Raw genomic sequence first — 14,966 nt, 5'->3', positions numbered from 1 at the left:
TGCGACAGGGCTGATTATCGTTAGGAATATCTACCCGTCGCTTCAATTAATTAGCTCTAGAACTAGACGATTTGTGCTACCACATAGTCGCCTACTTCACTGGTGCTTTTAGCTTGGTCGCGTTTTTCTGGTGCTAGAAGTTCGCCAGTTAAGACACCGTCGCTTAGGGTTTTCATCACAGCTGCATCGATTGCATCAGCTGCATCTGTTTCGCCAAGGCTGAAACGTAACAACATAGATGCTGATAAAATTTGAGCGATTGGGTTTGCAATGCCTTGGCCTGCGATATCAGGAGCTGATCCACCTGCTGGTTCGTACATACCAAATTTACTACCATTAATGCTAGCTGACGGTAATAGCCCCATAGAGCCTGTGATCATGGCACATTCGTCAGAGATAATGTCACCAAATAGGTTAGAACATAACATCACGTCGAATTGATTTGGATAACGTAATAACTGCATAGCAGCGTTGTCGATATAAATATGTTCCAACTCAACATCTGGATAATCTTTGGCGACTTCTTCGGTCACTTCGCGCCATAATCGGCTACATACCAAAACATTAGCTTTATCCACTGAGGTGACTTTTTTGCCACGTTTTTGTGCCGCTTCAAAAGCGGTAATCGCAATACGACGAATTTCTTTTCGGCTATAACGCATAGTGTCAAAGGCAAATTCTTCTTCACCTTCTCCTTCCATGCCTTTAGGTTGGCCGAAATAAATACCGCTAGTTAACTCACGAACTACTAATACGTCAAAACCACTGGCAGCTATGTCTGCTCGTAACGGTGATAAAGCTTCAAGGCCTGGATAAATTTTAGCTGGGCGTAAATTACTGAATAAGTCAAAGTGACCACGTAAGGCTAACAATGCTGCTCTTTCTGGTCGTTGTTCTAAAGGCAGGCTATCCCATTTGGGCCCACCAATTGAACCAAACAATATAGCGCTGGCTTCTTCACAACCTTTTAGGGTTTCTGGTGGTAAAGCTTGACCATGATTATCGATAGCTATGCCACCTACATCATAGTCGTTAAGCTCAAAATTAATGTCGAACTTTTTGCTTACTGCGGCTAATACTTTTTTGGCTTCAACCATGACTTCTGGACCGATGCCATCGCCTGCTAAGACTGCTAATTTATAGTCAGACATTCTTTTTTATACCCCTGAAATTTTAACGTTTTGTTGCTTTTGCTGATCAATTTGATCGGCTAAATGTGTATTGTTGAGTACGTAGATAAGGGCTTTTACCCCAGATTCAACTATGTCGGTGGCCAAACCAATGCCATTAAAACGGCGGCCATTGTATTCGGCTACCACAGATACTTGGGCAAGGGCATCTGCACCTTCACCTTTTGAATCAAGTTTAAAGTCAACTATGTCTACGTTTTCGTGGCCCAATACTTTGGTGATAGCGTTGTAAGCCGCGTCTACTGGGCCATTGCCTATGGCTGACTCGGTAATTTCAATGCCGCCAACTTGCATACATACAGTGGCACTTGGAATGATGGCTTTACCTGAGTTGGCTTGTAAATATTTTAATTGATAATGCTGTTCGTCTTGTTCTTGTTGACTAAAAAACAATAAAGCTTCTAAGTCGTAGTCAAATACTTGGCCTTTTTTATCGGCTAATTTAACAAAGGCCGCGTAGACAGTTTCAAGATCAAAGTCAGCTTCACTGTAACCAAGCTCAATCAATCTATGTTTGATTACATGGCGACCGGAGCGCGAAGTTAGGTTCAAATTGTTTTTATTGATACCGACACTTTCTGGGGTCATGATTTCGTATGTGTTTTGACCTTTTAATACGCCGTCTTGATGAATACCAGAAGAGTGACTAAAGGCATTGGCTCCCACTATGGCTTTATTGGCTTGTACTGGCATATTACAAATGTTGCTTACAAGCTTAGATGTGCGGGAAATTTGTTCACTGTTGATATTGGTTTGTAAGCCTAATTTAGCTTCGCGAGTTTGCAATATCATGGCTATTTCTTCTAAAGAACAATTACCTGCACGTTCACCTAAACCATTAATAGTACATTCTACTTGGCGAGCGCCTTGTTCTACCGCGGCTAACGAGTTAGCTACCGCTAAACCTAAATCATTATGGCAATGTACCGAAATAGTAGCTTTGTCGATATTAGGTACGCGATTAAACAAGTTTTGAATGATGCCACCAAATTCAGTTGGCGTGGTATAACCCACAGTATCTGGGATATTTACCGTAGTGGCACCAGCAGTTATTGCGGCTTCAACCATACGACACAAATAATCAATATGGGTACGACCTGCGTCCTCACATGAAAACTCCACATCGTCAGTATATTTACGAGCATGTTTAACTGCTTGTACCGCCATTTCAACCACTTGGTCTTGTGACTTACGTAACTTAGTGTTGACGTGAATATCAGAGGTGGCAATAAAAGTATGAATTCGAAATTGTTCGGCTACGCGCAGCGACTCGCCGCAGGCGTCAATATCTTTAGCTAATGCTCGAGACAAACCACACACTGTAGCGTTTTTAATTTCACGCGCAATAGTTTGTACTGATTCAAAATCACCGGGTGATGAAACTGGAAATCCTGCTTCAATGATATCTACACCTAAACGTTCTAGTGCAAGAGCAATTTTCAGCTTTTCTTTTACGCTTAAACTGGCAGGTAAGGCTTGTTCGCCATCCCGCAAGGTGGTGTCAAAAATCTTAACCTGGTTATTCTTAACCGCGCTAGACATACCTTCTCCTTAATGTGCTCTATTGTTAAATATTGTTCAGTTACGAAATAATAAAAATGAAAAATACATACAAAAAAACCCGTGCTTAGCACGGGTTTTTTTGTAAATGCGTTACGCTTGCTTACAACCTACCCGTGCAGTCTTGCTGCCAGCAGGAGTAATAAAGTAGAAAAAGCGTTTTTCATTTTTAAATTCTTTAAATTTTAAACTTACAAATTATAAGTGTAGTTGTAACGCGGAAGGGCGTTTGGGTCAACTCCCGTTTGCTCTAAAGCATATAACTTAAAAGTATAAAATTAAATTTTTTGAGGTAAAAATGACTATTAATGGATTTGAATGTAGCAATTAAGTGAAACTTACTGATTTGCTATTTATTTGAAACTTATTTCATTTTTACTCATAACAAAAGACCTCAAATTAATGAGGCCTTTAATTAGCTTAGACTGTGTTTAATTAAGCTTTTCTTTTTCTCGCTGATAAGCTTACGCCAATAATGCTAAGAGCTAGTAAAGTCAGTGCCGAGGGGGCAGGTACTTTCGTATAAGTAGCGCTAATAGAATATTCTCTATTACCACCTGAAGCTAATAAAACAGTATCTCCAACATTTACCTGAGTACCATGCTCATATTTCCAATTAACACGATCTGAAGAGTTATAGGTAAAGTCGATTACCCCTTGACCATTACCAAACCACCAACCGATTACGTCGCCAGTTTGAACTGCGATTTGTTCTAAAGTTGGAATTTCAAAATGAACTAGGCCTGTATTGCCTGCAGCACTAAAATAGTTTTCACCTACTAGGCTAAATTCGTTTGCGGTGCCTGTAGCTCTTAAAACTTGTAATGAGAATTCAGAATTTGCACGTCCAGCATAGATATCCCAAGATGTTATAAACCCATCATGTTGGAAAATCAGAGATGTGTCTACGAAGTTAATATTTGAAGCTCCGTCAATCGAAGTTCTATCAATAACTTCATTACCGATAAGTGAGGCAAATGTCTGGGTAGAAACTAAAAAGGACAACATAACAATTAGTAATTTTTTCATTGTTTAACTCTTTTTAAATAAATTGAATACGTGTTTAAGCTATTATCATGCCATGTTTTATTTTATTGATTTTTATGTGTTTTTTTTGTTTTTTATGTGGTGGTTTTAATATGTTTGTATAAAAACCTGACATTTTAGGGGGATTGATCTTTGGTGTATTATTTTGCAGCTGCTTGTACGGTATTTGTGCAGGGGAAGTTTGGGTGTTGTGTAGTTGTTGTACATGAGAGGGTGCTCAAACAGTAGAAATATTACACAAGCGTTGTATCATTTTTTAAAAAGAAAGTAGGTCTGTCTAAACGCTTTTTACTTGCTGCATCTTTGTAGCTCACCTGCGAGCAAGTCAGTTAAAAGCGTTTAAGCAGAACAAAATGTATACATCAAAGATCAATAGTCTCTAGCCTGCTGAATTTGTTAAATAAGCCAGTTCCAACATGTTGAATTGGACAGCTATAGGGTAAGAGCCTAGTAATACTTGGTTTAGCATTACTAGGGCTGCTCGCAGCTAACAAAAATGAAATGATTGGCAATGTAAAAAAACGGGTGTTATCAAACATATTGATGTTCTTGGTCTGTTTTTTATTTGCTAACCTTATTGTATTTCCAAATAAGTCGATGATAGAGAACTAGCTATGACTCTAGATCACTTTTTAATTACAGGTAAGTTGTCATTAAGAAACGCATCCATAGCCTTAAATGCTTGAACACGCATTTTTTCGCTGGATAAATAATGGTCTTCACCGGCTTGCTCAATAAAAATCACTTCTTTATTTGCTTTTTGCAACGCGTCGCGCATTTGATAACTGTGCTTAATATCTACTTGTCTATCTAGCTCGCCATGAATTAATAATACGGGGACTTTTATTTTGTCTGCGTAATTGACTGGGGATATCTCTCGTAAGGTTTGGTTATCGTTTCCAATTTGTTCATCAACAACGTTGTAAGATTGCCAAAATACTCGATTGTCTTTAACTAGGTCAAATACATTACTAACACCATTTACACTAATAGCGCATTGATAAAAATCAGGAGTTTTAACAATACCCATAAGGGATGCATAACCACCATAACTGGCGCCAACAATGCATATACGGTTTGGATCGGTAATACCTTGTTTAATTAATGCTAGGGCGCCATCTTGAATGTCGTCCTGCATTTCTTTTCCCCATTTTTTTAATCCTGAATTGCGAAATGTTAAACCTTGCCCAGAAGAACCTCGAAAATTCATTTGCAATACCGCATAACCACGATTGGCAAAAAACTGGGCCCAATAATCAAATGATTTTGAATCGCGACCAATTGGTCCACCATGGGGAAACATCAGGGTGGGAAGGTTCTGCGCTTTTACATTTTTAGGAAGGGTTAAATATGCCTCTATGGATAAACCGTCACGAGCTTTATATTCCATTTTTGTAACATTAGAAAGAGTATCGGGAGACAGTTTATTGTATCTGTAAGCAATTGCATTCAGGCTAGTTGGGTTTCTTGTTCCAATGTAATAGGTGCCGGATTCGGTTGGCCCAGTTGAATAGACAAGATACTTGTTTTCATCTTGGGTAATTGAATATATGAAATTTCGTTTATTTGGTAGCGCTTTGTCTACACTGGCTTGAATAGAGCTAAAAGTTGGGTCTATAAATTTAGTGCCTTCTTCTTTGCCTGAGCCTATTCCTAATATTCTTTGATCTTTCTTTGAGTATACTAATTGGCCATTAACATCATAGTTGGCATCTGCATAAACCAATTCACGTGTTAGTTCTTTGTCATTTAGGTCTACCTTAAAAACAGCTTTGTAGTCGTTATGATAAGCACTGACGTAGATAACATTAGGATCCTTGTCAAAGCCTAAAACGTTCACTTCTTCTTTGGTAAACATTTCATAAGGCCAAAGTTCTCGCCAAGTATCAGTCTTTATATCACGAATATTATTACTGATAAGTTCGTTATCTTGTTTTACAGATATACGGACTCTATGTTGGCTGTCGGTAGCCCATACTGAGGTTTTTATCTCAGCGTTTTGTACAGTCGTTTTATGTAAGGTATTGATGTTTAACTTAATGACAATCGGCCAAGAGGGAAAACCTGCGCTTATACTTGGGATAGACATTAAAATGTGGTCTGGATCGTTTGGTAAGGTATCAACCACTTGGCTGAGGACATTAGGTAATATTTTATATTTCTTCAGATAGTTTGGCCCAAAGGGGGGGCTGACTTCACCTGTTTCGGTATTAATAATTAATAATCGGAACTCACGGGTTTTATATCTAAGTTGACTCACACCTGTCCACGTATCCCGCTCTGACGGATACATAGTGGTGACTAACAAGGTTTTGTCATCTTTCCAATTAACGTTATTTAAGAAATATTTTGTATTGTCGGTAAACAATACAAAATCTTGCTTACCGGTTTTTAGCTGTGTGACTTGAATTGCAATTCCTTTATTACCAGCCGCATCTATGCGCACAAATGACACTAATTTTTTGCCGTTAGGTGACAAACTTAGGTTGGACACATCAGGTAAATTGGCAAAGTGTTCAACGGGGAGAGGGGTGGCTAAAGCCGATAATTGAACTAAATATGTAAAAAATACAAATACGGTGAGTCTGCTAAGCATTAAATTTCCTTTCAATTTAAACTGTCCATTAGAATAATCAAACATCTAAACTTGGAGTAAATTTTTGTTCAAATCTTTGATGTAAACCAGCTTAACAAACTTGACATTTTACACAATGGACTGAATTTAATGAATTTTAGTTGATCTATTATTTTAAGTAACTTTATCGTAAAAACCAGGCGCTAAATTTCAAGAAGCGCTCAGGACTAGTGAAGTGGTTTTAGGTTGAAGTTGAGAGATATTTTCCATCAAATCAACCTATCCTAAGTTATATATTTAAACTACTGCATTGAATGTAAACCAAATATATTACCTTCTGTATCTAGGGCTAAAGTGATAAAACCGTAATCACCTATAGACATTTTTGAATGTTGAATAAACTCACCGGCGGCTTCAACTCTAGACTCTTCAAGGGCACAATCGTCACATGAGAAATACACTAGTGTGCTGTTGCCACCTGCTTGAAAGCCTTCCATTTTTACTAATGCGCCAGAGGCTCTGTAACTTTCTATGTTTTATGAGAAAGCCTGCAATTCCATATTGGCGTCTGTAGGATGGCCCAATACTTCCAACTATACTGCTAGAACAGATTGATAAAACTGTTTTGCTTCGTCCATATTATCGACATATATTTCGAACCAACCTACTGGATTTTCCTGCATGATTTCTCCTTGAATATAATTCAAATTGTATGAAAGATATTTTTTAACTCATTTCAAGATCTGACTTAGGGCAATAAAATAATATTAGTCTGTTTATAGCGTTTTGCTGTCTATGTAAAATTGACTGTTTTTAAAATAGAGAGATAACACAAAGATATATTCCAGTGAAAACTCTTTTGACCTATTAAGCTAATTGATTGGTATAAACAGTACTTTTGTACTATTACCCGCTTGCTGTATTCGTTCAAACTCAATAGGAAAATGACATAATCACCACCTGTAATGCAGACGCGTTGTTGTTCAAAGTGGATCAAAAATAAATATTGAAAGGGAGTTTTTCATATGAAAGTACAAGTTAAAATATTGCAATACGCAGTAATCGCCACCACTATTTTTAGTGTGTCGTCGCCTGTTGCCGCAAGTCTAATTCAATCAAAGGTATTAGCATTCAACCAGTCATCTCAAGGTTTTGGGGACTCCACCGGTGTACACGAGCATGCTTTGAGTACCGCCTTTTACTATCAAACATACCCTGATGGTGGATTTTATCGAGGGCAAACGGTTACGGGTTTTGGTTGGGCAAGTGGTAGCGCGTCGTCTCGGATTGTCGATGGGGGGATAAGACTTTTCAGTACATTTACCATTGACGATATAGTTATCTCTTATACCGGTAACCAAACGGCCGAAACTCACGTACCTGGAGAACATCATATAACTTACCATGCTAATTTTGCCCCTCATTTAAATGGCAATTCCACCTTTAGTTTAGGTGCCCAGGGGTCAGGTTTCTCTTACACAGGTAAAACACTGTATGCAGATGGTCAGGAGCCATTAAGTGGTGTTTGGGATATTAAGGGGCTTTATGCCGTGGGGACTAATTTGACCCTGACTATTTTCAGTGAATTGAGTATTGCTAATCAACTGCCAGAGGTTCAATCGGCAGTACGTTCAAGTTATGGTGGTTTTGCTACTGTACTAGGCGGCTCTCCGGTGTTTATTTTGCCGGAATTTTATAGTGCTAATTCAGCTGATGGAAGCATAGTTGACAACATGTATGTCGGCTTTAATCCCTTAGCCAGCGATGTCCATAATAGTGTCAGCGTACCTGAGCCTGGAACCTTATGTGTTTTCGCCACTGGATTATTAGGTTTGTTGATAAATCGTAGGCGCACACAGAGTCGTGGTTGAGAGTCGATATTTGTATAAGGCTAATTGCCTAATTCAGTCCACTTGCAAAAAAGTGAAAGATAAGCAAACTCAGCACACCAAGAATGTCTTTTTCAACATAAGAACAGCTAGATGTTATGTGTAAAAAACTGCAATTATTAGTAGTTGATGATCATCCGCTCATCGCCAGTGGTATCCGCCAAAACCTTAGTGATGCAGGCATGAGCTTTGATTTGTTTGCAGCAAGCTCTGGTGAGCAGGCGTTGTTGATGCTGCAAAACGATAGTCCGTGGGATCTGGTATTTTTAGATTTAAATCTACCGGGTTTACACGGGTTAGATTTCCTAAAAACACTCAAACAAAAGTATGTCAAATTACCTGTGATAGTGGTTTCTGGGCAGGATCAAGCTGGTTGGGTTAATCAGGCTTTGTTAGCCGGGGCCAAGGGTTTTATCTCAAAGTCAGGAGATAAATTGGAGTTTGTTGAAGCGATAAATGCCTTGCAAAAAGATCAGCTTTTTCTGTCATCTCGGCTTCGACAAGGGCTTGATGATTTTCGAGTAGGAGTAAGCGCGCAAAACAGTGGGAAAATCGCTTTAACTAAACGCCAACGTAGTGTCTTATTGCTCGTCGCTGATGGTCAACATAATAAACAGATAAGTCAAAACTTGGGGATAAGTGAAAGCACAGTAAAAGGTCACGTTTCTACCTTATTTGATTTGTTGGAAGTAGATAACCGCACAGCTTGCATTAAACAAGCTCGATATTTTGGTCTGTGTGATTAATCACAGTTGATTAGGCTATAAAAGTTTGTTGAATTGCTCTCTCAACGCCATATGAGCTAAGGGTTTAGTTAAAAAGGTTATGCCGCTGCGCTGGGCTTGTAATTTCGTTTTTTCAGAGTGACGACCGCTGATGAGAATGGTAGGTAGTTGAGGGTCAATTGTTAATCGCAGTTGTTCAATACACTGCAAGCCATTCATACCTTCGCCGAGGTCGTAATCACATAGCACAATATCTAGTGGGCGCTTAATTTCTGCGCTTACGGACAGGGCTATGTTTAGGTTCTCGCCGCTACTGGTTTGACATCCCCACTGCTGCAATAAAATGCAAAGAGCGGCTCTTACACTTTCATCATCTTCAATGACTAGTACATGAATATCTTTAAAATCAGGTTTATCTTCGGTAATGTTTGTACTGCAGCCTATTTCATTTATAAGCGGAATTTCGACACTAAAATCTGTCCCTTTGCCAGGAGTGGACAGTAAACTATAGGGGTGGTCGAGAATTAGGCACAATTGTTTAACTACAGTTAACCCCAGCCCTAGACCTTTGTCTAGATCATTATTGGTATTGTCCAATTGTGTATATTCGCAAAATATTTCGTTCAAATGCCGCTTCGCAATACCCACTCCACTGTCAAGCACATGAATTATCAAACTTGCTTCGTTATGTTCAACTTTTATTCTTACTTTACCTGAGGGCGTATATTTAATGGCATTGCCAACTATATTACGCAGAACTCTGCCGAGTAACAGAGAATCACTGCGAACGGTTTCTTGGCAATCATCTACAACAAATTCAAGGCCTTTTGCCTCTGCAAGCGGGCGAAAATCGTTTTCAATATTATTCAGAATATTGTGAATTTGAAAATGGCTGAAATTAGTTGGGGTGCGTCCATCTTCTATGGCTGCAAACTCCATGAAAGCAGAGAATAGGGATTGCAAACCCTCAACACTGGTTTGCAGACGTTTGGCTAGCTCCTTCATGCTTATTAAGTCTGGAGTATTTTGCAAAGACTGAGTCAGTAGACTGATGGTGAAGATTGGTTGACTCAGATCATGGCTAATTAGGGCTAAAAGACGATTTTTTTCATGGGTGGCTCTTTCGATACCCTCTTTAGCTGCTGACGTTTGAGCCAGTAAATCTTGAACTTGTAATTCGTTGGTAATTGACTTTAGTGATTGCTGTGACAGGTTTTTCCCGAACGAAATAATGCAGCAGCCGTAAAGAAAAACCAACAAAGCGATAATGTTACTGTAACTGAAATCGCTAAAATACAGACTTAGGCATAATCCAAAAAAAATGGGCAGTATAAAACCAAGATAAGCCGGAAAGTGTGCAGTTAGCGCAAGTAGGGCACCGGTGGCCATACTCAGCATAATGATCACTGAATAAATCAATACTGACGGTTGGTTTATAACGTATATAAAGTAGGCACAGATGCTCCATAATCCGCCGGCTAGACTGGTATAAAAGACGAATTTTTTGAACCAGACTTGAAGCTTTTCTTCACTGTCGTAATCCCCTCGTTGGTAGGCTCGAATATCTACGTAGCGGATTGCTGCCAAGGTATAGTGTGCGATACACCAGATAGTTGCCAGTAGAGCCTGTCCCTCAAGACCATAGATAAAAGCAGTTACCAAAGCGGTTGTTAAATTAGCGATCCACAAGGTCTTACGTTGGGAGCTAAGTAAATCAGCTTTGGCTTTGGTTTTTTTTGTTATTTCCATATTGGTCAAGCTCGGTTCCATTTGAGGCTAACGCCAGTATACATCTTAGTCTGAAAGATCCACATCAATTAGTATTTTGTAGGATATCTATGAGTTTCATGGGGTGATATGTTCCTGATTATCTGACCTAATGAACTGATATAATGCATAAGCACCCTAATTTTTCTTACAGTCGGAGTTCCTTTTGACAAAACGTTTTTCTAGTTCTTCTAAATCAGCCGATTCGGGTCGTCATACAAAAAATACTCGGCGTAAAAAAACGTCTCAGCCAATTGGGCCGGTTAAGTCTTTTAGTATTCAAGGTTTAACCCATGAAGCAAAAGGTGTGGCGCGAGTAGACGGAAAAGTCACTTTTATAGCAGGGGCTTTGCCTACCGAAACAGTAAAAGCACAAGTAGTTAAATCTAATCGTCGTTATGACGAAGCGAAGTTGATTGCGATTGAGCAGGCTAGCCAGCATCGAGTTGAGCCTGCCTGCCCGCATTATCACGAGTGTGGTGGTTGTAGTTTTCAACACTTAACAATTGAACAGCAAAGAGTAGCAAAAAAACAGTGGTTACAAGGGCAGTTACGTAAAGTGTGTTCGCCAGAAGATATTACTTTACTTACTGATGCCGCTTTGGGTTACAGGCGAAGAGCTAGACTTGCTGTACGTATGGTTGCAGGTAAATTGTTATTGGGATTTCGCGGTAAGTCTTCTCAAGAAATAACCGTTATTGAAAACTGTATTGTGTTAACTCCACAGTTGCAGCATACCTTTGGTGCATTAAAAGCAGCATTGATTGACGAACCTATTGCCAACGAAATAGCTGATAAACTCGGTCATATTGAGTTGTTAGAAGATGATAAAGGTGTATCTGTATTGTTGCGTTTAACGGATAACATTAGCGCAGATGTAAAAAGTAAATGGCAAGATTGGGCAGAACTACAGCAGCTTGAATTATATTGGCAACAAGCTGGTCAAGATAAAGCTGAAGCTTCGCAACAAGCTAGAAGGTTTTATCAAATACAAGACTTTACCCTGAGTTATCACCCTCAAGATTTTATCCAAGTTAATGCAGCAATGAATGCCAAAATGGTGGCCCAGGCAATGGATTGGTTAGCACCCAATAAAGATGATGTTGTGCTCGATTTGTTCTGTGGAGTGGGTAATTTCTCTCTGCCTTTAGCCAAACATGCCAAGCAAGTTGTGGGGGTTGAAGTACAAGAAAGCATGGTGCAAGCCGGTGTCGCAAATGCCAAAGCCAATCAACTAATTAATCTGTCATTTGTAGCAGCTGATTTAACCCAAGCGACTAACAAAGATATTACCTCCTTGGGCGTGACTAAAGTATTGTTAGATCCACCCAGAGCGGGCGCTTTTGAATTTTTACCAAGTTTAATAAAACTCAAACCTAAACATATTTTATATGTGTCCTGTGATGCTTCCACCCTAGCCCGCGATGCAGAGTACTTACTTGAAAACAGATATAAAGTGAAGAAGGCTGGCATGATGGATATGTTCCCGCAAACCGCACATCTAGAAACCATGTTGTTGTTCTCTTTGTAATAGGGCTTAGGCTACTTAATTTTTGTGTAAAGGGGATTAACGTGGAATGGTATAACGCATATCGTAAATATTTGAGCTTAGAGGCATCTCCTTGTATTATGCCGCCATTGTTTTTTGGGGACCCCCAATGCTATTAATTATAAGTCTCTGTCTATGAAAGCCTTTTTTTGTATTCCCTTCCTTCCCTTTATTGCCTTAAGTACCAGTGCCTTTGCCGACGGCCCAGGTATTGAACGTTTTGTTGTATACGGCAAACAAGAGTATCTGATTGGCGATTCGTTATCGGCATCTGAAGGCGTGATTGGTTTTGGTGATATCCAGCAACGTCCAACCTTAAGGGCGGGGGAAGTGCTGGAATTTATTCCAGGTATGGTAGTGACCCAGCACAGTGGTTCAGGCAAAGCCAACCAGTATTTTTTGCGGGGGTTCAACCTAGATCATGGCACCGATTTTAGTACTAGCTTAAATGGTATGCCTGTCAATATGCGAACCCATGGACATGGGCAGGGTTATACAGATCTGAATTTTATTATTCCAGAGTTTATCAATCGTATTGATTATCAAAAAGGCCCATACCAAGGTACACAGGGTGATTTTTCCAGTGCAGGCTCAGCAAATTTTTCATTGATGTCAAAACTGCAATCACCAGCTGCCAAAGTAGAGGTAGGTGAAAATGGTTATATTCGTGGCGTAGTGGGTAATAACTTCGCCACTGAAAAAGGTAACCTAGCTCTTGGGGCTGAGTGGCAGCAATACGATGGCCCTTGGACAGATGTGAATGAAGACATTAACAAAACCAATGTCTTTGCAAGTTACCAACAAGTTGTTGCAGGTGGTAACTTAAATGTGACCTTTTTAGGTTACGATAATAGTTGGAGTTCGGCTGACCAAATTCCATCACGAGCGGTGAACTCAGGTCAAATAGACCCACTTGGCTCATTAGACACCACAGTAGGTGGCGACTCAAATCGATATAGTGTGTCAGCTAATTGGCAAAATACAGACTGGTTAATATCAGCTTTTGCTATCAGTAGTGATTTAGACTTATATTCAAACTTTACTTACTTTTTAGAAGATCCTGTTAACGGAGATCAGTTTGAACAAGTGGATAACCGAAACACTTACGGTGGCAATATCACTAGAGTCCTCTCAGTGGATTCTGGGGATTCACATTTTCATCAAACCTTTGGACTAGACCTACAAATAGATGACATTGCTGAAGTAGGCCTATATAAGACCAAAGCTAGAGAGCGTTTGTCGACAGTACGCACAGATTCCGTCAATGAGTGGTCAGCCAGTCTTTTTTATACCCTTGACGCTTATTTAGGTGACAAGTGGATTGCCAATGCTGCAATTCGCCATGATTATTTAGCGGTAGATGTTAGTAGTGACCTGGCGTTAAACAGTGGTGACGCGAGTGATAGTATGACCAATTTTAAAGCCGGGCTGAGTTATTTGATAAATGACCAATGGCAAGCTTACGCCAACTTGGGCCAATCGTTTCATTCGAACGATGCTAGAGGTGTAGTAATCAGTGTTGATCCAGTGACTTTAGAGGCAGCTGAACCAGTGGACTTATTAGTTAGAGGACAAGGTGCAGAATTAGGACTAAGAGTGTCTTCATGGCGCGCATACAGTATGTCGCTATCTTTATGGTGGCTAGAAAATGATTCTGAATTAGTTTTTGTAGGCGATGCGGGCAGCACAGAAGCTAGCAGAGCTTCGATTCGTAAAGGAATAGAGTTCGCCAGTAACTTTTGGATAAGTCGCAACCTAACCACAGACATTGAACTTGCATGGACTCATTCACGTTTTAGTGAGTCTGCTGTAGATGAAGGTGATCATATTGATGGTGCTTTACCATTTGTGGCAAGTGTTGGCGTGAATTGGCAAATCAACCAAAAGCTCAAATCAAACCTTAGGGTTCGCCATTTTGGAAAGCGCACATTAGATAGTTTTAACCAAACAAGATCTGATAGCTTTACAGTGGTAAATGCCAATGCTCAATATCAAATTGATAACTGGCAAATAGCCTTATCTGTATTGAATTTGCTCGACAGCGATCACCATGACATTGACTATTTATACACCAGCCGTTTACCAAATGAAGCAGCTGAAGGTGTTGAAGATGTACATTATCACCCCATTGAACCACGTACTTTGAGGCTTGGAGTTAGTTATCAATTTTAAGGTGTTTTTCTTGCTAAGAATTGTGTTGTTGCCATAGTTTTGTAGCACCTTATACTCAAGCCACTTACTAGGTTTAGGCAAACAGGAAACAAAAATGAAAATTGAAGTGAATTTACTCGAAGGTCAAAAGTTACAAGCCAATTTTGGCAAACATCAGATCATCAGTGATCAAAGTATTTCTGCTGGTGGAGATGAGTCTCATCCCGAACCTTTTGATTATTTTCTGGCAAGTATGCCTTTGTGTGCCGCTTTTTATATTCGAAAATTTTGTGAGCAAAGAGATATCAGCACTGATGGGATCTCAGTCACACAAGATAATACTAATGTAGGTGAAGATAAGTACCACAAACGTTTTAGTCTAGTGGTGACTTTGCCAGATGGTTTTCCGCAAAAATATAAAAAAGCATTATTGGCTTCAGCTAATACTTGTACGGTTAAAAAAGTAATCCAAGCTATGCCAGAGTTTGAGATCACAATAGCAGAATAACGCAC

At 39.6% G+C, this 14,966-nt stretch carries 12 protein-coding genes; 5 read left to right on the top strand and 7 right to left on the bottom strand.

Annotation, left to right across the window (positions count from 1 at the left end):
• Nucleotides 1-62: 62 nt before the first annotated feature.
• The 6 genes from leuB to L0668_RS20990 all read right to left on the bottom strand — a co-directional run bounded on the left by leuB (nucleotide 63) and on the right by L0668_RS20990 (nucleotide 7,055).
• A complete protein-coding gene (gene leuB / locus L0668_RS07960; protein ID WP_235311595.1) occupies nucleotides 63-1,151 on the bottom strand; it encodes a 3-isopropylmalate dehydrogenase in 1,089 nt (362 codons plus the stop codon).
• A gap of 6 nt (nucleotides 1,152-1,157) precedes the next feature.
• Nucleotides 1,158-2,732 (bottom strand): 2-isopropylmalate synthase, encoded by a 1,575-nt coding sequence (leuA, locus tag L0668_RS07955; protein ID WP_235311594.1) that lies wholly within the window; start codon nucleotides 2,730-2,732, stop codon nucleotides 1,158-1,160.
• 453 nt (nucleotides 2,733-3,185) lie between these two features.
• On the bottom strand, nucleotides 3,186-3,779 hold the full coding sequence (locus tag L0668_RS07950) for a hypothetical protein (RefSeq protein ID WP_235311593.1): 594 nt from the start codon (nucleotides 3,777-3,779) through the stop codon (nucleotides 3,186-3,188).
• A gap of 643 nt (nucleotides 3,780-4,422) precedes the next feature.
• The gene (locus L0668_RS07945; RefSeq protein WP_235311592.1) at nucleotides 4,423-6,393 is read right to left on the bottom strand and encodes an alpha/beta hydrolase family protein; all 1,971 of its coding nucleotides are present in this window, start codon (nucleotides 6,391-6,393) and stop codon (nucleotides 4,423-4,425) included.
• Between the two features lie 281 nt (nucleotides 6,394-6,674).
• On the bottom strand, nucleotides 6,675-6,869 hold the full coding sequence (locus L0668_RS20895; protein WP_349815633.1) for a VOC family protein: 195 nt from the start codon (nucleotides 6,867-6,869) through the stop codon (nucleotides 6,675-6,677).
• 96 nt (nucleotides 6,870-6,965) lie between these two features.
• Nucleotides 6,966-7,055: a VOC family protein gene (locus L0668_RS20990; protein WP_370659888.1), complete on the bottom strand. Its 90-nt coding sequence runs from the start codon at nucleotides 7,053-7,055 to the stop codon at nucleotides 6,966-6,968.
• A 342-nt stretch (nucleotides 7,056-7,397) separates the two neighbouring features.
• Between L0668_RS20990 and L0668_RS07935 the strand changes: the two genes are divergently transcribed.
• Nucleotides 7,398-8,243, top strand: a complete 846-nt coding sequence (locus L0668_RS07935) for a PEP-CTERM sorting domain-containing protein (protein WP_235311590.1) — start codon at nucleotides 7,398-7,400, stop codon at nucleotides 8,241-8,243.
• Between the two features lie 116 nt (nucleotides 8,244-8,359).
• On the top strand, nucleotides 8,360-9,007 hold the full coding sequence (locus L0668_RS07930) for a response regulator (RefSeq protein ID WP_235311589.1): 648 nt from the start codon (nucleotides 8,360-8,362) through the stop codon (nucleotides 9,005-9,007).
• Nucleotides 9,008-9,022: 15 nt separating this feature from the next.
• Here L0668_RS07930 and L0668_RS07925 read toward each other — a convergent pair whose 3' ends face one another.
• Entirely contained in the window at nucleotides 9,023-10,735 is a 1,713-nt protein-coding gene (locus tag L0668_RS07925; protein WP_235311588.1) for an ATP-binding response regulator, read from the bottom strand.
• A 184-nt stretch (nucleotides 10,736-10,919) separates the two neighbouring features.
• Here L0668_RS07925 and rlmD point away from each other — a divergent pair, with 184 nt between their 5' ends.
• The 3 genes from rlmD to L0668_RS07910 all read left to right on the top strand — a co-directional run bounded on the left by rlmD (nucleotide 10,920) and on the right by L0668_RS07910 (nucleotide 14,961).
• On the top strand, nucleotides 10,920-12,284 hold the full coding sequence (gene rlmD, locus L0668_RS07920) for a 23S rRNA (uracil(1939)-C(5))-methyltransferase RlmD (protein ID WP_235311587.1): 1,365 nt from the start codon (nucleotides 10,920-10,922) through the stop codon (nucleotides 12,282-12,284).
• 153 nt (nucleotides 12,285-12,437) lie between these two features.
• Nucleotides 12,438-14,474 carry a TonB-dependent receptor gene (locus L0668_RS07915; protein ID WP_235311586.1) on the top strand — a complete coding sequence of 679 codons (2,037 nt, stop codon included), beginning with the start codon at nucleotides 12,438-12,440 and terminating at the stop codon, nucleotides 14,472-14,474.
• Between the two features lie 94 nt (nucleotides 14,475-14,568).
• Nucleotides 14,569-14,961 (top strand): OsmC family protein, encoded by a 393-nt coding sequence (locus tag L0668_RS07910; RefSeq protein ID WP_235311585.1) that lies wholly within the window; start codon nucleotides 14,569-14,571, stop codon nucleotides 14,959-14,961.
• The last annotated feature ends 5 nt before the right edge of the window (nucleotides 14,962-14,966 follow it).

This window comes from Paraglaciecola algarum, assembly GCF_021532655.1.
Taxonomy (GTDB): Bacteria; Pseudomonadota; Gammaproteobacteria; order Enterobacterales; family Alteromonadaceae; genus Paraglaciecola; species Paraglaciecola algarum.
Note: the sequence above shows the minus strand (reverse complement) of the source record. Positions and strands in the feature narration are given on the sequence as shown.